Source organism: Rhodococcus coprophilus NBRC 100603 (assembly GCF_001895045.1).
In the GTDB taxonomy this organism is placed as follows: Bacteria; Actinomycetota; Actinomycetes; order Mycobacteriales; family Mycobacteriaceae; genus Rhodococcus; species Rhodococcus coprophilus.
Genome location: NZ_BDAM01000013.1, coordinates 1 through 17,610, shown reverse-complemented (window position 1 = coordinate 17,610; position 17,610 = coordinate 1). Strand labels below are relative to the sequence as shown.

Below are 17,610 nucleotides of genomic sequence, written 5' to 3'. Positions count from 1 at the left end.
GGCTCGGGCGTATGTACGCGGGCCGAGCCGGTGACGCGTCGACGTTGTCAGTTCCGGGCCGTTACCGGTGCGGCGAGTGCCTGCTCGTCGACCACCCGCTGGAGTTCGGCCAGGGTCTCGTCCAGGCCGGCGCCGAGCCGGGGGCCGGGGGTGAAAGTGGCGGGGAGCTTGCGCATTCCCTGGATGACACCGATGGAGTCGTAGTGCACGGTGCCGTCCGGGTCGCACCGGAAGTCCGGCATGCGATCGAGTACCGCGACAAGCATCCGCTTGAACATGATGCGGGCGAGGTTGGACCCGATGCAGCGGTGGACTCCCAGCCCGAAGCTGAAGTGCCGGTTGCCACTACGTTCGAGGTCGACGCTGTGTGGGTCGGTGAACAGGGCGGGGTCGCGATTCGCCATCGCCCAGGACAGCCACACCCGCTCGCCTTCCTTGAACTGTGTACCGGCGATTTCGGTATCCGCGGAGAAGGTGCGGCCGTCGCCTGCCGATGGGCAGAAGAAGCGCAGGAACTCCTCGGTTGCCGAATCGAGGAGCCGGTCGCGTTCGGTGCTGAGAATTTCGCGTTGATCGGGGTTCTGCGACAACCACTCGAGTGCGTGGGACGTCAACGCGGTGGTGGTATCGAAACCGCCGCCGATGAGCAGGCTGAGAACGCCGAGAAGTTCCAGATCGTCGGGCTTTTCGCCGTTGACGGTGGCGCGGGCCACCGCATCGATCATTCCGGGACGCGGATTCTCGCGGATTTCGTGAAGACTGCCGAGAAGGTCCAGGCCCATGTTGCGGTGCAACTCGGCCACGCGCGGAACGTCGGGCGAATCCGGCGGCGTGTACATCGCGGCGTGGACGGGTTCGCAGTAGACCTTCCATTTCGCGACCGGAATGCCCAGCATCGCGAGGGTGATCACGGCGGGAACGATGTTCACGAGGTCGTCGATGAAGTCGATCTCGCCGGATTCGATCCTGTCGTCGAGACATGCGCGGATGACTTCGTCGATGGGCGCGATCCACTTCTTCACCGCGGCCGGTGACAGATAGGGGTTGAGAACCGCACGGAATTCACGGTGCTCGGGGTCGTCCATTTCCAGGATGCCGCCGCGGACTCCCGAGGCTCTGGCCGCCGCCGGGATCATGATCCCCTTGTAGCCGCGGCGCACGCCCTTGACGTCGTGATCGTTCGAGATGTCCGCCGACCGGGTGAGTGCGAAGACTGCGTCGCTGCCGGCGGCGACCCAATGGCCCCCGTGGGTGTCGGACCAGGCGACCGGGCACTTCGAGTGCATTTCCTCGGTGATGTCCAGGAAGTTGTCGCGGTAGTCCGGCGCGTGCCTGTCGAACTGGAAAACTGGTGTCCGGTGACCGATTTCGGTGGCGTCGTCGACACTCATTGCCTTGCCCTCTCGTGCGGTGATCGCGATACGGATGGGACGTCAGAGGATGGTGATCGCCTGTTCCGGGCAGCTTCGGGAGGCTTCGCGTGCGGTCTCCTCGAGCACAGCGGGGACTTCGGCGTCGACGGCGGTGGCGTGCCCGTCGATCTCGCTCAATTCGAAAAGTGCGGGTGCCGCCATGGCACACAGTGTGTGTCCCTGACAACGTTGTGCGTCCACTGCCACCTTCATTGCGACCTCGATTTCTGTGATCCCGTTCCGTGCAACGTGTTTGTCTGTTCTCCGGACGCTCTCTAATTCCAGAATGGCCTTCCGAATTGCGAGAACCATAGTCTCTGACCGTGCGATCGGCAAGGATTCGATTGCCGCGTTGTTGCCACACAGCGACGGAGGTCCCGGTCATCTTGTGGATGACCGGGACCTCCGTCGCGGATCTGGGTGTCGTGCAGGCCGCTCGTGTTCTACGAATATGCGCTGCTGGGTACCTCACTGCCTCTGCGGCACGAGCACTTCGGATTGCGAGATGGTGCCCGTGACGCCTGCCGCGTCCTGTGATGCGAGCAGAACCGCGGCGGCGCCCATCGTCTCGGGTGGTTCGACCATCTCGGGTGGAATCGCCCGCCCGCCACCACCGGCGGTCCATCCCTCGGTGAGGACGACCCGCGACGGTGCCAGGCAGTTGACGGCGATGTTGTCCGCCTTCAGGTCTGCGGCGAGACCTGTGTAGAGGCGCTCGACCCCCGCCTTCGACACCCAGTAGGCGTTGGCGCCGCGATCGATCATGGTGACGCCGTTGGTCGTCACCGCGATCATGGAGCCGCCGCCGCGCGCGCGGAGATGTGGGATCGCTGCCTTCGTCACGGTGAACACGCCCGTGAGGTTGACGTCGAGGCACAACTGCCAGCGTTTGGCCGGTGTCGATTCGATGGGTCCCATCCACAGCACGCCGGCATTGGCGACCAGGATGTCGAGGCCGCCGAAGGTCTCGACGGTCGCGGTGATCGCCTCGTCGACCGACTGTTCGTCGGTGACATCGCACGGGACGGGAATGGCATGCCCGCCGGCATGGGTGATCCGTTCGGCGACCGAGTGGATCGTGCCCGGGAGCTTGCCTTCTCGTTCCGAGCGTGCGGCAACCGCGACCGTGGCGCCCGCCTCGGCGAGTGCCACGGCGATCGCCGCGCCGATCCCCCGGCTTGCTCCGGCGACGAAAGCGACCTTTCCGTCGAGGAGGCTCACTTCGGCGGGAACCGCAGGGCGCCGTCGAGACGGATGACTTCGCCGTTGAGGTAGTCGTTCTCGACGATCGAGGCGACGAGGGTTGCGTACTCGTTCGGGCGTCCCATGCGCTTGGGGTGCGGCACCTGGGGTCCCCAGTACGCCTCGAGCTGGTCGCCGGCCTTGCCGTATGCGGGGGTGAGGATGGTGCCCGGAGCGATCGTGTTCACGCGGATCCCCAGCGGAGACAGGTCTCGTGCGGCGACGAGCGTCATGCCGATGACTCCGCCCTTGGCCGCCGCGTAGGGAAGCTGGCCGATCTGGCCCTCGTATCCGGCGATCGACGCGGTGTTGATGATGACGCCGCGGCTGCCTTCCTCGTCGAACGGATCCTGCTGGGCGATCGCGGCGGCGGCGAGGCGCATGACGTTGAAGGTCGAGGTCAGGTACGACTGGATCGTCTTCGTGAAGGCCTCGAGCGGCATCGCGCTGCCGTCCTTGCCGACGAGACGGCCACCGCCGGCGGGACCGCCGTGGCAGTCGACCGAGATGCGCAGCGGTGCCAACGACTGCGCCTCTGCGATCGCGGCCGAGACAGAATCCTCGTCACCTGCGTCGGTGTTGACGTAGCGAACGCCGAGTTCCTCTTCGAGTTCCTTGCCCTTCTCGTCGTTCACGTCGGCGATGACGACCTTGGCGCCGGCTGCGTGGAGACGACGGACCGTGGCCTGACCGAGCCCACCCGTACCGCCGACGACGATCGCGGAGCTACCTTCTACCTGCATCTCGATTTCCCTTCTTGCAACTGCGGCTCTGCACCTGTGAGAATAATGTTCTCATGAACCTAAGCATGATTCTAGAAATGGCCGCAAGCAACGGCGATCGAGCGGTGGCGACCGTCGGTGATCGCACGCTGACGGCCGCGCGCCTGGATACGTTGGCACGGCGCGCTGCCCTCGACTTCCGGAATCACCCGGCGGTGCTGTACTTGGCGGCGAACCATCTCGCCTACCCCGTGGCTCTGTTCGGTGCGGCGCTGGCCGGCGTGCCGTTCGTTCCCCTCAACTATCGGCTCGGGGAACAGCAACTCACGGCGCTGATAAACCGGCACCCAGGGGCGCTCGTCCTCGAGGAAGCCGACCTCGATGCGCTCACCGACGACGCCCTCGACGAGATCGACACCTCCGATCTGGAAGGGCGGTGGGACGGTGACGAGGTCGCGGCCATCATCTACACGAGCGGAACCACGTCCGATCCGAAGCCTGCGATCCTCCGGCACCGCCATCTGCTGGCCTACGTCCTCAACACGATGGAGTTCTCCTCGGCCGCCGAAACCGACGCGTCTCTGGTGTCGGTCCCGCCGTACCACATCGCGGGCCTGACGAATCTGCTGTCGAATTTCTACACGGGCCGCCGAGTGGTGTACCTAGCCGCCTTCGATCCGAAGGTGTGGCTCGACACCGTCCGGCGCGAGGGCGTCACCCACGCCATGCTCGTGCCGACGATGCTGGCCCGCATCGTCGCCGAACTGGGCGACCGCGAAGCTGCCACTCCCTCACTCCAGAGTCTTGCGTACGGTGGCTCCCGGACCCCTCGACCCGTCCTCGAGCACGCCCTGCGGGCGTTCCCGGACACCGGATTCGTCAACGCCTACGGGCTCACCGAGACCGCGTCGTCGGTCGCGGTGCTCGGCCCCGAGGATCACCGGGTGGCGTTCGCTTCGGACGATCCCGCGGTCCGCGAACGCCTCGGCTCCGTCGGTCGCCCGCTGCCCGGCATCGAAATCGAGATCCGGACCGAAGACGGAACACCGGTGGAAGCCGGCGACAGCGGCCTGATCTACGTGCGCGGTGAACAGATCTCCGGTGAATACGGCAACCGGAGCGTCCTCGACGAGGAGGGCTGGTTCTCCACCCGCGATCTCGGGCATCTCGACAGCGACGGCTACCTGTTCGTGGAGGGCCGCTCCGACGACACCATCATCCGGGGCGGCGAGAACATCGCCCCGGCCGAGATCGAGGACGTGCTGCTCGCTCACCCCGCGATCATCGAGGCGGCCGTCATCGGCGTTTCCGATCCCGAGTGGGGACAGCGACTCGTGGCGGTACTCGTCGGCTCCGCCGATCCCGACGAAATACGTCAGTGGGTCAAGGACCGGCTCCGCTCGTCCAAGACCCCCGACACCATCGTGTTCCGGGACGAACTTCCCAAGACGGAAACCGGAAAACTTCTGCGCCGCAACCTACTCGCCGAACTGGAGAACACCCATGCCTGATGCCGTCATCGTTTCCGCCCTGCGTACCCCGATCGGTACCGCCATGAAGGGCACACTGCGCGACACCACCGCGTTCGAACTCGCCCACCACGTGGTGTCGGCCACCGCGGAAGACCTCGACAAGAGCCTGATCGACGATGTGATCCTCGGTGAGGGCCTCTACGGCGGCGGCGTGATTGCGCGCCACGCCGCGCTCACCTCCGGGCTCGTCTCCGTGCCCGGGCTGTCTCACAACCGGCACTGTGCAGCCGGTCTCGCCGCCGTGCAGACCGCAGCGGCAGGAATCCGCGCCGGGATGGACCAACTCGTGATCGCCGGGGGCGTCAACTCCGCGTCCACGTCCCCGAGGTCGATGGTCCGGAAGGGTGACGAGTGGGTGCCGTGGATGTCTCCCACCCATCCCGATCAGCCCGACGCCCCCAACCGCGACATGTCCATCACCGTCGGCTGGAACGCCGCCGTGAAGGCCGGCGTGACCCGGGAAGAGATGGACGCCTGGGCGTTCCGGTCCCATCAGATGGCACTTCGGGCCATCGACGAGGGTCGGTTCAAGGAAGAGATCGTCCCCATCGACACCCCGCACGGCCTGTTCTCCGTCGACGAGCATCCCCGCCGCGACACCAGCCTCGAGAAGCTTGCATCGCTGAAGGTGCTGCACCCGGAGATCGAGGGCTTCGGTATCACCGCGGGCAACTCCAGCGGCGGCAACGACGCCGCGGCGGCGCTCGCCATCGCCAGCAGTGACCTCGGCCTGCCTGCGCTCGGCATCGTCCGCGCCTGGGCTTCGGTCGGCGTCGATCCGGCGATCACCGGTCTCGCGCCGGTCGAGGCGATCCCGAAGGCGCTGAAGCGGGCGGGACTGTCCATCGCCGACGTCGACCTCTTCGAGATCAACGAAGCATTCGCCGCGCAGTGCGTCGCGTGCATCAAGCTGCTCGACCTCGATCCCGAGAAGGTCAACACCAGCGGCAGCGGTTGTTCCCTCGGACATCCGGTCGCCGCGACCGGTGCCCGGATGCTGGTCACGCTCGTCCACGAGTTGCGCCGTCGTGGTGGCGGTATCGGTGTCGCAGCAATGTGTGCGGGCGGAGGCATGGGCTCGGCCACCGTCATCGAGGTGCCCGCGCCTTGAGTGGTTCCGGCGGGGCGGACATCGCCGAATTGCTCGCTGCGGCGCGCGGGGGATCCCCGCGCGCCGCAGGGCGATTGCTGAGCCTTGTGGAAAGCCCCCGGCGCGACGAGGTACTCGATGCGCTCGGGCCGGCCACCGCACGGGTGGTCGGGGTGACCGGGCCGCCGGGCGCGGGTAAATCCACCACCGTCGGAGCGATGACCGCGGAATACCGCGCGCGAGGACTGCGGGTCGCGGTCCTCGCTGTGGATCCGTCGTCTCCCTACAGCGGCGGTGCGTTGCTCGGGGATCGCATCAGGATGGCCGAGCACGTGCACGACCGTGACGTGCTCATCCGGTCCGTGGCCTCGCGCGGCCATCTCGGCGGACTCGCGGCCGCGGTGCCTGCCGCGATCCGGCTGCTGGCCGCACTGAACTACGACGTGATCGTGCTCGAGACGGTTGGCGTCGGTCAATCCGAAATCGAGATCGCTTCGGTGGCCGACCCGACGGTGGTGATCCTCAATCCCGGTGGTGGCGACACGATTCAAGCGGCAAAGGCCGGGTTGCTCGAAGTCGCCGACCTTCTCGTGGTCAACAAGGCCGACCGGGAAGGAGCCGCTCAGACGGTCCGGGATCTGAGGACCGAGGCGAAGGTGCCGATCCTCCAGCTGGTCGCGTCCGAGGGCACCGGAGTGACGGAGCTGATCGACGCCATCGACGCGCACCAGCGCGCGGACACACCGGAACGACGGAGTGCCCGCGCCCGCGGTCAGATCCTTTCTCTGGCGCACACCTTGCTTCGCACGCACCCTGCGCTCGACGGCCTGGCGGACGCGGTCGCGGACGGCAGCAGCGATCCGTACGCCGCCGCCGAGCAGTTGATCCTCGGGATCGGGACGGGCGCCGTCTCCCGTCGTCCGGTCAGCTGAACTCGGGAACGATCAGGGGTAGTTCGACGGTGGTCCGGATACCGGGCTGCGCTGCACAGACCGCGGGAATCGCGTTGACCGCGCGGTTGGCCGTGTAGGACGGAGACACCTCGCTCATCCGGTCGAGCGGTACCGGGAACCGCATCTCGATGTCGAGTGGGGCGTCGCCGTCGACGGAGATGTGCCACCCGGTCGAATGCAAGTCCCAGTCGGCGTCGAGATCGCCGGTGCAATACCAGGTCGGCCGGAAGCGCATGAGCTCCCGGCCGTCCTTCATGCCGGACACGGTGATCCTCTGTGCCGCAACGGTCCCTGCGTCGATCGTTCCTGCTGCGATGGTCACGGGGTTCCGGGCGAGGGCGACTTCACCGGACGCCTCGATCGAGTCGAGGGAGAGTCCGAGAGCGTCGGCGAGGGCGGAGAGGGACGGCCCGAAGTTGGACTGCACGTGCGCGAGCCGGAATTCCTCGAAGGTGTCGGCGGGTCCGCCGAAACCCATGATTTCGAAAAGGATTCCCGGCGAGTTGCGCTGCGAGAGGTCTGCGTACTCGTCGATTGCCAGGTGGTCGAGCCGACGCTGGATGGACGAAAGGACCAGCGGCACGGCCTCGGTGATGAATCCTGGGCTGCTGCCGGTGCTGTGGATGGAGGTGCGTCCGAGAGCGCACGCCTCCTCCACCGCGGTACGGATCGCCGGATCCATGGTCCTCGGGTGGTGGAACTCTCCTCGCGTGGTGACGATGTGCGTGCCCGACGCGAGGATCCGGCACACTTCGTCGAGATCGAATCTCAGCGGCATGTACAGCACACAGTCGGCGTCCAGTGCCAGGATGTCGTCGAGTTCCCGGGTCGCCCGCACACCCACCGGGTCGCGGCCGCACAGTTCGCCCGCCTCCTGCCCGGCCTTGTCGTCGCTGTGTACGTAGACCCCGGCGAGGGTGAGATTCGGGTGGTCGATCACTGCCCGGAGGGCGCGTGTGCCGATGTTGCCGGTGGCCCATTGAACCACTCGCAACGGGCGGTTGCCGTCCCCTTCCGGAGCGACCGCTGTACCGACGGGGACGGACCGAAACGGCTGTTCCACTTCATACCTCGACATCGACGGGTATCGCACGGAAAGGGTTGTGTTACAGCATGATCGACTACTGGGGAATGCGAACGAGGGCTTCCTGCGCGAACGACGCGACGAGGCTGCCGTTTTCGGTGAGCACGTCGCCGCGGCCGAAGCAGCGGCCGTGGACGAGGATCGGGCTGTGCTGCCGCAGCAACAACCATTCGTCGCTTCGGAACGGTCGGTGGAACCACAGGTTGTGCGACGTGACCGCCGATGTGAACTTCGTTCCGTTGCCGGTGTGGTCGAAACCGTCGACACCGAGCAGCGCGGTACCGATCAGATTGAGGTCGGTCGCGTACGCGGTGAGCGCGGGGGCGAAATCGGGATCGACCTCCGGAGTGCGCATCCACATCTCGAACTCGGGAGCCGACACTCCGGAGTGGGAGAGGTCGGTGGTCGTGCGGGTTTCCCACGGGATCAGCGTGAACTCGGTGTGTGCATCGGCGGGGAGAACCGGCGGCACGGCCTCTATCGTCTGGAGTTCGGGTCCGTCCTCGTGCGCGTGCATCGAGACCGACGCGGTGGCGAGCACGCCGCGGGACTGCTGAGCGACGGCCGACAGGGTCGCGAACGAGCGGCCCTCGTGGCGACGGGTGATTTCGTACCGCACGGGCTCGTCCGCACGGCCTTCACGCGCGAACACCGCATGCAGCGATTTGATGCTCTTGCCGGGGCAGGAGAGTTGCGCGGCGCGTACCAGCTGGGCCAGGAGCTGGCCCCCGAACAACCGGTGATACTCCAGTTGCTGGTTGGTTCCGTCGAAGAGGGCGATGTCGTCTCGGTCTTCGTCCGAGGGGCATGCGCGTAGGTCGAGGCAGTTGAGGAGATCGTTCCAGAGCTCGGGCACACGCCGAGTGTAAGGGACTTGCGCAGCTTTGAGAATAGGATTCTCGTCAGCGAGCAGCGAATCCTTCGGAGCAGAAGGCCCAGACTTCCTCGGCGGTGATCGCTCGCGCAGTGTCGTCGCCACCACTGGACTGAGCGATGAACATCACGGTCTGCATCGTCATCGCTGCCATGCGCTTCGGGTTGGCACCGGCCCGAATCTTGCCGGCCGCCGCGACCTTCTCCATGAGTTCCGTGAAGAGCGTGAGCATCGCCGCGTGGGCGACTTTGACCTCGGCGGGATGCGTGAGCAGCAGCTGAGGGGCGAAATCGGTGAACAACGGACGCTGGGCGGTCGGGTCCGGACGCGACGATTCGAAGAGCAACTCGACGGCGACGCGAAGCTGGTCGAGCGGGTCGTCTTTCCCGGCTGCGGCGGCACGGATCTGGTCGGCGGAGCGGCCGAGCGCGTCCTCGAACAGGGCGAGCAGGAGCTCGTGTTTGCCGTCGAACTGCAGGTAGAAGCTGCGAAGCGACTGCTTCGACCGGTCGACGACTTCCTGGACCGTGAAGTCGGTGCTTCCCTTTTCGGTGATGATCGCCTGGGCTGCGTCGAGGAACCTCTGCACGCGCTGTTCGGCGCGCAGTTTGGCGGTCCGGATGGACCGCTCCACTGCCCGCTGCTTCCAGGCCGGCTCTTCACTGGGGCCGGTCACCGCTGGAGCCGCACTTCGTCACTTTGGGTGGACATAGATGCACTGTACCGGAGGGTAGGGACGATTCGAGGGAGCGACTGTACCCTCTCCCCGGGACTAGAGACTCTTACTATCCACATAAGAGAATGTTATTCTCGGTCCCATTGTGCATCGCAGCACTGGCAAGGAGGCATGCCGGAATGCTCTTCGAGTTCGACTCAGATCAACAGTTGTGGCAGAAAACCGTCCGCGAAGTGACGGCGAAGGAATGTCCACCCACGCTCATCCGCAGCGTCGTCGACGGAGGCGCTGATCCGGCGCCCCTGTGGAAGAGCTATCTGGGGATGGGCTGGACAGAACTCGCAGACCCCGACGCGGCCGTCGAACTGGCCATCGTCGTCGAAGAGCTCGGCCGGGCCACGGACCCGACTCCTTTTCTCGCCACGACGACGCAATACGCGCCGCTCGCGGGCGACAGCGGGCCGGACCACGCAGGAGCCGCCGTCTACGACGGCGTGAAGGCGTATCGCGACTCGTCGGGCTGGGTCCTGCACGGCACGGCGCTCCGTGTGCTCGACGGCGACAGGGCGGAGCAGATCGCCGTCGCCACCGAGACCGGTGTGTTCACCGTGGCCGCCGACAAGGTCACCGCCAAGCGGAGCGCTGTGTTCGACCCGGTGCTCCACGTCGCCGACGTCACCTTCGACGCCGTGCGGGTCGACGATCCGCTGACGGGTATCGACGTCGAGCGGGCCCGTCACATCGCACTCACGGGTCTGGCTCTCTCCACAGTCGGTGCGTGCCAGCGTGTTCTGGATCTCGCGCTCGACCACGTGCGCAACCGTCAGCAGTTCGGCGTCGCGATCGGCTCGTTCCAGGCGGTCAAGCACCGGGCGACCGACATGCATGTCGCCATCCAGCGCGCTCGCGCGCTCGCCTACTTTGCCGCACTGACCGTCGCGGAGAACGACCCGCGCCGCAGACTCGCAGCATCCATGGCGAAAGCCGCTGCGGGAGAATGCCAATCCCTCGTCTTCCGCAACGGCCTGCAGTTGTTCGGCGCCATGGGATTCACCTGGGAGAACGACCTTCAGTTCGCGCTCAAGCGAGCCCGGGCCGCCGAGCACATGCTCGGCTCCGCGTCGGAGCATCGGGCGCTGATCGCCGAGGAGTACCGTGCAACTTTCGTTTGATTCCGATGTCGAGGAGTTCCGCGCCGAGTTCGTAGCGTTCCTCGACGAGAACCTGCCCGACGAGTCCGAGGCCGGCGAACGCGCACGTTCGAGCGCCGACGTCCCGGAGTGGGCACGGCGCTGGCAACGTACGCAGTTCGACAACGGGTGGCTGCTCCCCGCCAACCCACCCGAATACGGGGGCCGGAACGCGACGATTCTCCAGCAGTACGTCCATCTCGAGGAGTTGTCGAAGCGACGGATCTACCACAGCTTCAACCCGCAGGGACTCGGCATCATCGCGGCGTCGCTGCTGTCGTTCGGAACCGAGGAGCAGAAGAAGCGCTGGGCCGTACCCATCCTGCGAGCCGAGATCACCGCGGCGCTCGGAATGAGTGAGCCCGGCGCGGGTTCCGATCTCGCGTCGCTGCGCACCCGCGCGGTGCTCGACGGCGATCACTTCGTCGTCGACGGCCAGAAGGTCTGGACCTCCGGTGCTCACGACGCCGACGTTCTCCTCACCTTCGTACGGACCGATCCCGATGCACCGAAACACAAGGGCATCAGCGTCCTGCTCATTCCCACCGATACCCCGGGTGTCGTCCGGCGCCCGTTCGCCTCGATCGCCGACGGCGACGACCGGGACTTCAACGAGGTGTTCTTCACCGACGTCCGGGTGCCTGCGGAGAATCTGATCGGGGAACTGAACGGTGGCTGGAAGGTCGCCAACGGCTCGCTCGGCCACGAGCGGACCCTGCTGTGGCTGAGCTTCTCGGATCGGCTGCAGGATCTCGTCGAGGACTTCCACCCCCGGACGGTGCTCGATCGCGATCGATTCGCCAGTCTCGTCATGGATCATCAGGCACTGAAACTGCTCGGTTCGGCAGCGCTTGTGCGTGAGTCGCGCGGTAACCAGGACGTGCCCGCGTTGTCGGTGCTCAAGCTGCTCGGTTCCGAAGCCGTGCAGAACGGTGCGGAATACGCGCTCGATGCGGCGGGTGCCGACGGACTGGCGCACCCCGCAACCACATCGGCGTACGTGCCGTGGAATCTCGACAACTTCTCGTCCAGTTGGTTCGAACGCTTCGTCCGGAGTTTCGCAGGCACCATCGCAGGCGGCACTTCGGAAATTCAGAGGAACATCATCGCCGAACGAGTACTCGGCCTTCCCCGTGGATGAGGAGTCCGGAATGTACATCCTGTACGACGTCGAGGACAAGATCGCAACGATCACGCTCAACCGGCCCGACGCCGCAAACGCCCAGAATGCCGACCTGCTCGACGAACTCGATGCCGCATGGCGCAAGGCCGGGGACGATCCGGAAGTGTCGGTGATCGTGCTCCGTGCCGAGGGCAAGCACTTCTCGGCCGGACACGACATGCGAGGCGGCGGTCCGGTCCCCGACAAGATCACCCTCGAGATGATCTACTCGACCGAGTCGCGCCGGTACCTCGAATACTCGATGCGGTGGCGGAACATCCCGAAGCCGTCCATCGCCGCGGTCCAGGGCAGATGCATCGCGGGCGGACTGTTGCTCTGCTGGCCGTGCGATCTCATAGTCGCCTCGGAGGACGCCTCGTTCTCCGACCCGGTAGTGATGATGGGTATCGGCGGTGTCGAATACCACGGCCACACCTGGGAACTCGGCCCCCGCAAGGCCAAGGAAATCCTGTTCACCGGCCGCCCGGTCACCGCCGAGGAAGCGGAGAAGACGGGGATGGTCAACAAGGTCGTGCCCCGGGATCGTCTCGATGCCGAGGTTCGCGAACTTGCCGAGCAGATCGCGCAGATGCCGCCGTTCGGGCTGCGACAGGCGAAGCGGGCTGTCAATCAGACGCTGGACGTGCAGGGCTTCTACGCGGCGATCCAGTCGGTATTCGACATCCACCAGACCGGGCACGGAAACGCGCTGAGCGTCGGTGGCTGGCCGGTGCTGATGAAACTCGACGAGATGAAGCAGAACATCAAATAGACGTCACGTACGAGGGCGCCCGCTCCTTCACGGAGGGGCGCCCTTCGTCGTGGTCGTGGTCAGACCTTGCGGGTGACGCCCCCGTCGACGCGAATGATGGCCCCGGTGGTGAAACTGGACGCGTCGCTCGCGAGATGCAGTGCCAGCGGCGCGATCTCCTCGGGTCGGCCCATCCGCCGCATCGGTACGAACGGTGCGTCCTCGTCCTCGGCCGGCGCCCACGCCTTCGAGAGATCGGTGCGGAACGGTCCGGGCAGGATCGCGTTGACCCGTACCTTCGGGGCGTACGCCTCGGCGAGTCCGACGGTCAACGCGTTGAGACCCGCCTTCGCGCACGCGTACGGCAGTTCGCGCACACTGGCTACCAGGGACCCTGCGGTACCGACGTTGATGATCGATCCCCCGTCGTGGTCGGCCATGTACGCGCCCGCGCGGACGGCGAGGCGGAACGGGCCCTTCAGATTGACGCCGAATGTCTTGTCGTAGAGGTCTTCGGTGATGGACTCGAGATTCTCGTACAACGGGGACATGCCGGCGTTGTTGACGAGGATGTCCAGGCGCCCGAAATGCTCGAGGGTGGTGTCTACGAGGTCGTTACAGTCGTCCCAGCGGCCGACGTGGCAGGCGACGGGTAGGGGCTTTCTCCCCGTCGTCTCCGCGATTTCCTCGGCGGCCGTGACACAGTTGTCCAGTTTGCGGGAGGCGATCACGACGTCGGCCCCGGCCTGCGCGAGTATCTCGGCGATGGCCCTGCCGATTCCACGCGAACCACCCGTGACGACAGCGGTTTTCCCGCTCAGATCATGTAGAGAATCGAGTTGCGACATGTATGGATCATGCCTCAAAAAGCCGCTCTAGGAAAGCACGTTCTCATCTGCAAGAATTGAATTCCAGCTACGGAGGAGATGCGCAATGACACCGCAGGAACTGAGTGACAAGCAGGAAATCGCCGAACTCGTCTACCGGTACGCCACGGCAGTGGACACGAAGGATTGGAAACGGATGACCTCGGTCTTCACCGAGGACGCCCATCTCGACTACAGCTCGGTGGGATATGCGCCCGGACCCCGCGACGAGGTGCTGGCGATTCTGCAGAAGGCGCTCGACCAGCTACCGATGACACAGCACTTCGTCACCAACATCGAGGTCGATCTCGACGGCGACACCGCGCGCGTGCGGGCGATGTTCTACAACCCGATGCGACTGCCGGGGATGACGGAACTGACCTACTGCGGAGGGAACTACCATCACGAGGTGGTTCGGACCGCCGACGGCTGGAAGAGTTGCCGGCTCATCGAGGAGAGCCTGTGGTTCTCCAATCACCCCGATCCGGCGAAGAACTGACTCCGCCGGATCGGAACGACACACGGTACCTCAGAGATTCACCAGACGCGGCGCGGAACCGCTCGTCCGGATGAGTGCACCCGCCTCGCGGGTCAATTCGCGGGAACTGCCGAGCAGGCCGTCGAGCACGAGCGCGCGCCGCACATGACGGTGCAGGTCGTGCTCGGCGGTGAAGCCGATGCCGCCGAGGACCTGCTGGCAATGCCGCGCAGTGACGATCGCAGCGCGACCGGCCGCCGCTTTGGCGAGCAATGAACCCAGATCGTCGGTCGCCGCATGCAACGTGGCTTCGGCTCCCTCGATGGCGACGAAGGTTTCGGCGAGACGGTGCCGCACCGCCTGGAACCCCGCGATCGGCTTACCGAACTGCGTCCGGTCCAGTGCGTGGGTGCGCGCCAGGTTCAGCATCGCCCGGCTGGTACCGACCAGCCACCAGCCGAGGGCACGCCTGCCCGCAGCGACCGGCACCGAATCGCCGGATTCGACTACGCGCAAGGGGAGTTCGGCATCGAGCGCCGACGTCTCACGGTCGCTCCGGGACCACTCGATCCACGTGCTCCCCGTGTACGGCAGCGGCACGGAACCACCGATCTCGGATCCGGCCTCCGCAAGCACGACATCGTTGACGAGAGGTGCGTGCGCCCCGGTCTCTCCGAGCAGACCGAAGACGAGAGGGATTGCCGTCTCCGGCATTTCGTCGAGCATCTCGTGCCACCCAAGCTCGATGAGCGCAGTGTCGAGCGCAGCTCCGGTGGTGGTCTGCATGGACTTGCGCAGAGCGGTCGCGAGCAGATCCAGTTCGGAGTCCGTCGCCCCGGAGTTTGTGGCAGGCGCCGGGTTGTACGTCGTCATTCGTTCCCCAATCCGAGCAGCCGGCGTGCGATGATGTTCCGCTGGATCTCGGCAGTGCCGCCGTAGATCGTCGCCGCACGCGAATACAGGAACTCGGTGCGCCATTCCCCGTCCGAAAGCTCCAGGACGCCGGGCAACAGATCACGCGCGGTATCGAACAACTGTTGTTCCGCGGTGGCGAGGAGAACCTTGTCGACCGACGTCTCCGGGCCGAGCGGGGCACCCGACGCGAGACGCTGCTGCGTGGCGTAGGAGCGGCTGCGCACGGTGTGCAGCGCGAGATACGCGGCGCCGAGTTCGTCGTCGGCCACCGAATCCGTCTCCTCGACGAGCCGGTCGAGCCGGGTGAACAAATAGGCGATCCGATGCCAGAAGCACGTGGACCGCTCGTGGGGAAGCAGATCCATCGCAAGCTTCCACCCGTCACCGGGGTTGCCGAGCATGCGGTCGTCCGGGACGACGACGTCGTCGAAATACACCTCGGCGAACTCGTCGACGCCGTGCATGGTGCGCAACGGCCGGACCGTGATGCCGGGCGTATCCATGTCCACGAAGAACGCGGTGATTCCACCGTGGCCGGGTGCGGTCCGCGTGAGCAGGACACACCGGGACGAGAACTGCGCCAGACTGGTCCATACCTTCTGGCCGTTGATCACCCATTCGTCGCCGCGCTGCACCGCCCGGGTGGACAACGACGCGAGGTCGCTTCCGGAACCAGGCTCCGAGAAGCCCTGGCACCACTGTTCGTCACCGCTGAGCAGTCTCGGAACCATCTCGGCCGCGAGTTCCGGACGCGCGTACGAAATCATCGTGGGGGCAAGCACTTCGATCATCGAATAGATGCCGGGCTCGGCGAGATCGCGTGTCGCGACCTCTTCCCCGAGGACGGCGCGCAACATCGCGTCGCCACCGAGGCCACCGACCTCCTCCGGCCATCCGTGTCGCATCCAGCCCGCGTCGTACAACGAACGCCGGACCCGGCCCAGTTGTTCGACCTGTGCGTCGAACGAGTGATCTGGGCCGGGCCGGAGGTCGTTCTCGTCGAGCCAGGCGCGTACCGCGTTCCTGAACTCGGTCACGTTCATGCCGACGGCCGCTCGAATGCGTGCGGAATGCCCGAGTCGTGCGCGCCGCTGCGACGCATGAAGGTCATGGCCCGGGTGCGGAGCCGCCATCCGTTCTCGGTGCGCACATACGTGTCGTTGTAGTACCCGATGCGCATGTCGTGCGTCGCGTGGTCGACGAAGCACAGCGGCTGCGTTCCGGTGGCGGTGTCACCGTCGAGTTCCACCAGCGAGGTTCCGGTCATGAACAGGCCCTTCGGGGCCGCTGCGACCAGCTCGGGGAACTGGTCGAGAGTGAACGCATCGCCGAACGCGCTGTACGTGCCGTCGGGTGTGAAGACCGCGACCACGCCGGCGACATCGCCCTTCGTCATGTTCACCGCATAACGTGCCAGAAGCTGGTTGATCTCGACCAGGTCGTCAGTTGTTGACATAGACCTTTCCGCCTTTCATCACGAACCGCACGTTCTGGGTGACGGTGATGTCTTCGGTGGGATCGCCGGGAACGGCGATGATGTCTGCGAGCAGGCCTTCGGCCAGACGCCCGCGATCGTCGACGTCGATGAGTTCGGCCGCGTTGATCGTCGCTGCCTGGATGACCGCCAACGGCGGCATGCCCCGATCGACGAGTGCGACGAGTTCGTCGGCGTTCTTGCCGTGCGGAATGGCCGGGGCATCTGTGCCCACCGCGATCTTCACCCCCGCCTTGTACGCGGCGAGCACCGAAGTGCGTGCCTTGGGGAACATTTCGGCTGCTTTGGCCTGCAGATCGGCCGGGGCGTGCGAGATGTCCATGGCGTCGGCGAGCCGGGTGGTCGGCACGAGGAACGTGCCGTTCTGCACCATCTGGTCGATCGCGTCGTCGTCGATGAGGAAACCGTGCTCGATGCAGTCGATACCTGCGGCAACGGCCGCACGGACGGCGTCGGCCCCGTGGGTGTGCGACGCGACCTTCAGGCCGCGGCGATGCGCCTCGTCGACGATCGCCCGAAGTTCTTCGTCCGAATAGTGCTGTGCACCGGGAAGTCCGGTGTGGGACATGACGCCACCGGAGACGCAGACCTTGATGAGCTGAGCACCGTGCTTGATCTGGTACCGGACCGCTTTGCGGACCTCGTCGATGCCGTTGGCGATGCCCTCCTCGATCGTCAGTTCCAGGACGCCGGGTGCGAACGCGGCGAACATCGTGGGATCGAGGTGGCCGCCGGTGGGGGTGATCGCGTGGCCGGCGGGAACGATGCGCGGTCCGTCGACCCAGCCCGCGTCGATCGCCTTGCCGAGCGCGACGTCGAGCAGGTAGCCACCGGTCTTCACGAACAACCCGAGGTTGCGCACGGTGGTGAAACCGGCCCGCAGGGTGCGACGGGAATTGCCGACGGCGCGGAGCATGCGCAGCGGCGGATCGTCCTGCACGGTGGAGTAGACGGGCTTCTCGCCGCGTCCGCCCATCAGGAGGTTGACCTCCATGTCCATCAGACCGGGCATCAGGATCTGATCCCCGAGGTCGATGACCTCGCCTTCCGGTTCGCCGCCGATGCCGACGATCCGGTCGCCGTCGATGCGCAGGATGCCGGGGCGGATGATCTCGCCGGTGTCTACGTCGAGCAGACCGGCCGCCTTCAGTGTCAGCATGTGTTACAC

General features: G+C 65.9%; 19 protein-coding genes. 7 read left to right on the top strand and 12 right to left on the bottom strand.

What is annotated here, in order from left to right; all coding sequences use genetic code 11:
- Window positions 1-47 precede the first annotated feature (47 nt).
- The 4 genes from RDCOP1_RS20915 to RDCOP1_RS20900 form a co-directional block, all read right to left on the bottom strand.
- Window positions 48-1,391, bottom strand: coding sequence for a cytochrome P450 (locus tag RDCOP1_RS20915; RefSeq protein ID WP_072705272.1), 1,344 nt, complete (start codon window positions 1,389-1,391; stop codon window positions 48-50).
- Between the two features lie 42 nt (window positions 1,392-1,433).
- On the bottom strand, window positions 1,434-1,625 hold the full coding sequence (locus RDCOP1_RS20910; protein ID WP_072705327.1) for a ferredoxin: 192 nt from the start codon (window positions 1,623-1,625) through the stop codon (window positions 1,434-1,436).
- 255 nt (window positions 1,626-1,880) lie between these two features.
- On the bottom strand, window positions 1,881-2,633 hold the full coding sequence (locus RDCOP1_RS20905) for an SDR family NAD(P)-dependent oxidoreductase (RefSeq protein WP_072705269.1): 753 nt from the start codon (window positions 2,631-2,633) through the stop codon (window positions 1,881-1,883).
- On the bottom strand, window positions 2,630-3,397 hold the full coding sequence (locus RDCOP1_RS20900; RefSeq protein WP_072705266.1) for an SDR family NAD(P)-dependent oxidoreductase: 768 nt from the start codon (window positions 3,395-3,397) through the stop codon (window positions 2,630-2,632). The genes RDCOP1_RS20905 and RDCOP1_RS20900 overlap by 4 nt, the downstream gene beginning before the upstream one ends.
- Window positions 3,398-3,450: 53 nt before the next feature.
- Between RDCOP1_RS20900 and RDCOP1_RS20895 the strand changes: the two genes are divergently transcribed.
- From RDCOP1_RS20895 to meaB, 3 genes are read left to right on the top strand one after another with little or no spacing between them, the layout of a single operon-like run.
- Window positions 3,451-4,887: a class I adenylate-forming enzyme family protein gene (locus RDCOP1_RS20895; RefSeq protein ID WP_072705263.1), complete on the top strand. Its 1,437-nt coding sequence runs from the start codon at window positions 3,451-3,453 to the stop codon at window positions 4,885-4,887.
- Entirely contained in the window at window positions 4,880-6,019 is a 1,140-nt protein-coding gene (locus tag RDCOP1_RS20890) for a thiolase family protein (protein WP_072705260.1), read from the top strand. The genes RDCOP1_RS20895 and RDCOP1_RS20890 overlap by 8 nt, the downstream gene beginning before the upstream one ends.
- The gene (gene meaB, locus RDCOP1_RS20885) at window positions 6,016-6,930 is read left to right on the top strand and encodes a methylmalonyl Co-A mutase-associated GTPase MeaB (protein WP_072705258.1); all 915 of its coding nucleotides are present in this window, start codon (window positions 6,016-6,018) and stop codon (window positions 6,928-6,930) included. Before RDCOP1_RS20890 ends, meaB begins: the two co-directional genes overlap by 4 nt.
- Here the strand turns inward: meaB and RDCOP1_RS20880 are convergent.
- Genes RDCOP1_RS20880 through RDCOP1_RS20870 form a run of 3 tightly spaced genes read right to left on the bottom strand, consistent with a single transcriptional unit; the run spans window position 6,923 to window position 9,585 of the window.
- Window positions 6,923-8,014 (bottom strand): NAD(P)H-dependent amine dehydrogenase family protein, encoded by a 1,092-nt coding sequence (locus RDCOP1_RS20880; RefSeq protein ID WP_231922875.1) that lies wholly within the window; start codon window positions 8,012-8,014, stop codon window positions 6,923-6,925. The genes meaB and RDCOP1_RS20880 overlap by 8 nt on opposite strands.
- A gap of 58 nt (window positions 8,015-8,072) precedes the next feature.
- Window positions 8,073-8,891 (bottom strand): acyl-CoA thioesterase, encoded by an 819-nt coding sequence (locus tag RDCOP1_RS20875; protein WP_072705255.1) that lies wholly within the window; start codon window positions 8,889-8,891, stop codon window positions 8,073-8,075.
- Window positions 8,892-8,937: 46 nt separating this feature from the next.
- Window positions 8,938-9,585, bottom strand: a complete 648-nt coding sequence (locus RDCOP1_RS20870) for a TetR/AcrR family transcriptional regulator (RefSeq protein ID WP_072705251.1) — start codon at window positions 9,583-9,585, stop codon at window positions 8,938-8,940.
- 179 nt (window positions 9,586-9,764) lie between these two features.
- On the opposite strand from RDCOP1_RS20870, the gene RDCOP1_RS20865 reads away from it, so the two are divergent.
- From RDCOP1_RS20865 to RDCOP1_RS20855, 3 genes are read left to right on the top strand one after another with little or no spacing between them, the layout of a single operon-like run.
- Window positions 9,765-10,757 carry an acyl-CoA dehydrogenase family protein gene (locus tag RDCOP1_RS20865; RefSeq protein ID WP_072705247.1) on the top strand — a complete coding sequence of 331 codons (993 nt, stop codon included), beginning with the start codon at window positions 9,765-9,767 and terminating at the stop codon, window positions 10,755-10,757.
- Entirely contained in the window at window positions 10,741-11,916 is a 1,176-nt protein-coding gene (locus RDCOP1_RS20860; RefSeq protein WP_072705244.1) for an acyl-CoA dehydrogenase family protein, read from the top strand. The genes RDCOP1_RS20865 and RDCOP1_RS20860 overlap by 17 nt, the downstream gene beginning before the upstream one ends.
- 10 nt (window positions 11,917-11,926) lie before the next feature.
- The gene (locus RDCOP1_RS20855) at window positions 11,927-12,709 is read left to right on the top strand and encodes an enoyl-CoA hydratase (RefSeq protein ID WP_072705321.1); all 783 of its coding nucleotides are present in this window, start codon (window positions 11,927-11,929) and stop codon (window positions 12,707-12,709) included.
- 59 nt (window positions 12,710-12,768) lie between these two features.
- On the opposite strand, the gene RDCOP1_RS20850 is transcribed toward RDCOP1_RS20855, so the two are convergent.
- Window positions 12,769-13,536, bottom strand: a complete 768-nt coding sequence (locus RDCOP1_RS20850) for an SDR family NAD(P)-dependent oxidoreductase (protein ID WP_072705241.1) — start codon at window positions 13,534-13,536, stop codon at window positions 12,769-12,771.
- Window positions 13,537-13,621: 85 nt separating this feature from the next.
- Here RDCOP1_RS20850 and RDCOP1_RS20845 point away from each other — a divergent pair, with 85 nt between their 5' ends.
- Window positions 13,622-14,053, top strand: a complete 432-nt coding sequence (locus tag RDCOP1_RS20845; RefSeq protein ID WP_072705237.1) for a nuclear transport factor 2 family protein — start codon at window positions 13,622-13,624, stop codon at window positions 14,051-14,053.
- A gap of 30 nt (window positions 14,054-14,083) precedes the next feature.
- On the opposite strand, the gene RDCOP1_RS20840 is transcribed toward RDCOP1_RS20845, so the two are convergent.
- Genes RDCOP1_RS20840 through RDCOP1_RS20825 form a run of 4 tightly spaced genes read right to left on the bottom strand, consistent with a single transcriptional unit; the run spans window position 14,084 to window position 17,601 of the window.
- Window positions 14,084-14,905, bottom strand: coding sequence for an acyl-CoA dehydrogenase family protein (locus tag RDCOP1_RS20840; protein WP_072705234.1), 822 nt, complete (start codon window positions 14,903-14,905; stop codon window positions 14,084-14,086).
- On the bottom strand, window positions 14,902-15,990 hold the full coding sequence (locus tag RDCOP1_RS20835; RefSeq protein ID WP_072705233.1) for an acyl-CoA dehydrogenase family protein: 1,089 nt from the start codon (window positions 15,988-15,990) through the stop codon (window positions 14,902-14,904). Before RDCOP1_RS20835 ends, RDCOP1_RS20840 begins: the two co-directional genes overlap by 4 nt.
- Entirely contained in the window at window positions 15,987-16,403 is a 417-nt protein-coding gene (locus RDCOP1_RS20830; protein WP_072705231.1) for a nuclear transport factor 2 family protein, read from the bottom strand. The genes RDCOP1_RS20835 and RDCOP1_RS20830 overlap by 4 nt, the downstream gene beginning before the upstream one ends.
- Window positions 16,390-17,601: a metal-dependent hydrolase family protein gene (locus tag RDCOP1_RS20825; RefSeq protein WP_072705229.1), complete on the bottom strand. Its 1,212-nt coding sequence runs from the start codon at window positions 17,599-17,601 to the stop codon at window positions 16,390-16,392. The genes RDCOP1_RS20830 and RDCOP1_RS20825 overlap by 14 nt, the downstream gene beginning before the upstream one ends.
- Between the last annotated feature and the right edge of the window lie 9 nt (window positions 17,602-17,610).

Excerpts from the sequence above, each read along its gene's own strand:
- RDCOP1_RS20865 (WP_072705247.1), top strand. The coding sequence starts at position 9,765 with ATGCTCTTCGAGTTCGACTCAGATCAACAGTTGTGGCAGAAAACCGTC.
- RDCOP1_RS20890 (WP_072705260.1), top strand. The coding sequence starts at position 4,880 with ATGCCTGATGCCGTCATCGTTTCCGCCCTGCGTACCCCGATCGGTACC.
- RDCOP1_RS20915 (WP_072705272.1), bottom strand. The coding sequence starts at position 1,391 with ATGAGTGTCGACGACGCCACCGAAATCGGTCACCGGACACCAGTTTTC.
- RDCOP1_RS20910 (WP_072705327.1), bottom strand. The coding sequence starts at position 1,625 with ATGAAGGTGGCAGTGGACGCACAACGTTGTCAGGGACACACACTGTGT.
- RDCOP1_RS20845 (WP_072705237.1), top strand. The coding sequence starts at position 13,622 with ATGACACCGCAGGAACTGAGTGACAAGCAGGAAATCGCCGAACTCGTC.
- RDCOP1_RS20835 (WP_072705233.1), bottom strand. The coding sequence starts at position 15,990 with ATGAACGTGACCGAGTTCAGGAACGCGGTACGCGCCTGGCTCGACGAG.
- RDCOP1_RS20855 (WP_072705321.1), top strand. The coding sequence starts at position 11,927 with ATGTACATCCTGTACGACGTCGAGGACAAGATCGCAACGATCACGCTC.
- RDCOP1_RS20825 (WP_072705229.1), bottom strand. The coding sequence starts at position 17,601 with ATGCTGACACTGAAGGCGGCCGGTCTGCTCGACGTAGACACCGGCGAG.
- RDCOP1_RS20850 (WP_072705241.1), bottom strand. The coding sequence starts at position 13,536 with ATGTCGCAACTCGATTCTCTACATGATCTGAGCGGGAAAACCGCTGTC.
- RDCOP1_RS20900 (WP_072705266.1), bottom strand. The coding sequence starts at position 3,397 with ATGCAGGTAGAAGGTAGCTCCGCGATCGTCGTCGGCGGTACGGGTGGG.
- RDCOP1_RS20830 (WP_072705231.1), bottom strand. The coding sequence starts at position 16,403 with ATGTCAACAACTGACGACCTGGTCGAGATCAACCAGCTTCTGGCACGT.
- RDCOP1_RS20895 (WP_072705263.1), top strand. The coding sequence starts at position 3,451 with ATGAACCTAAGCATGATTCTAGAAATGGCCGCAAGCAACGGCGATCGA.
- RDCOP1_RS20840 (WP_072705234.1), bottom strand. The coding sequence starts at position 14,905 with ATGACGACGTACAACCCGGCGCCTGCCACAAACTCCGGGGCGACGGAC.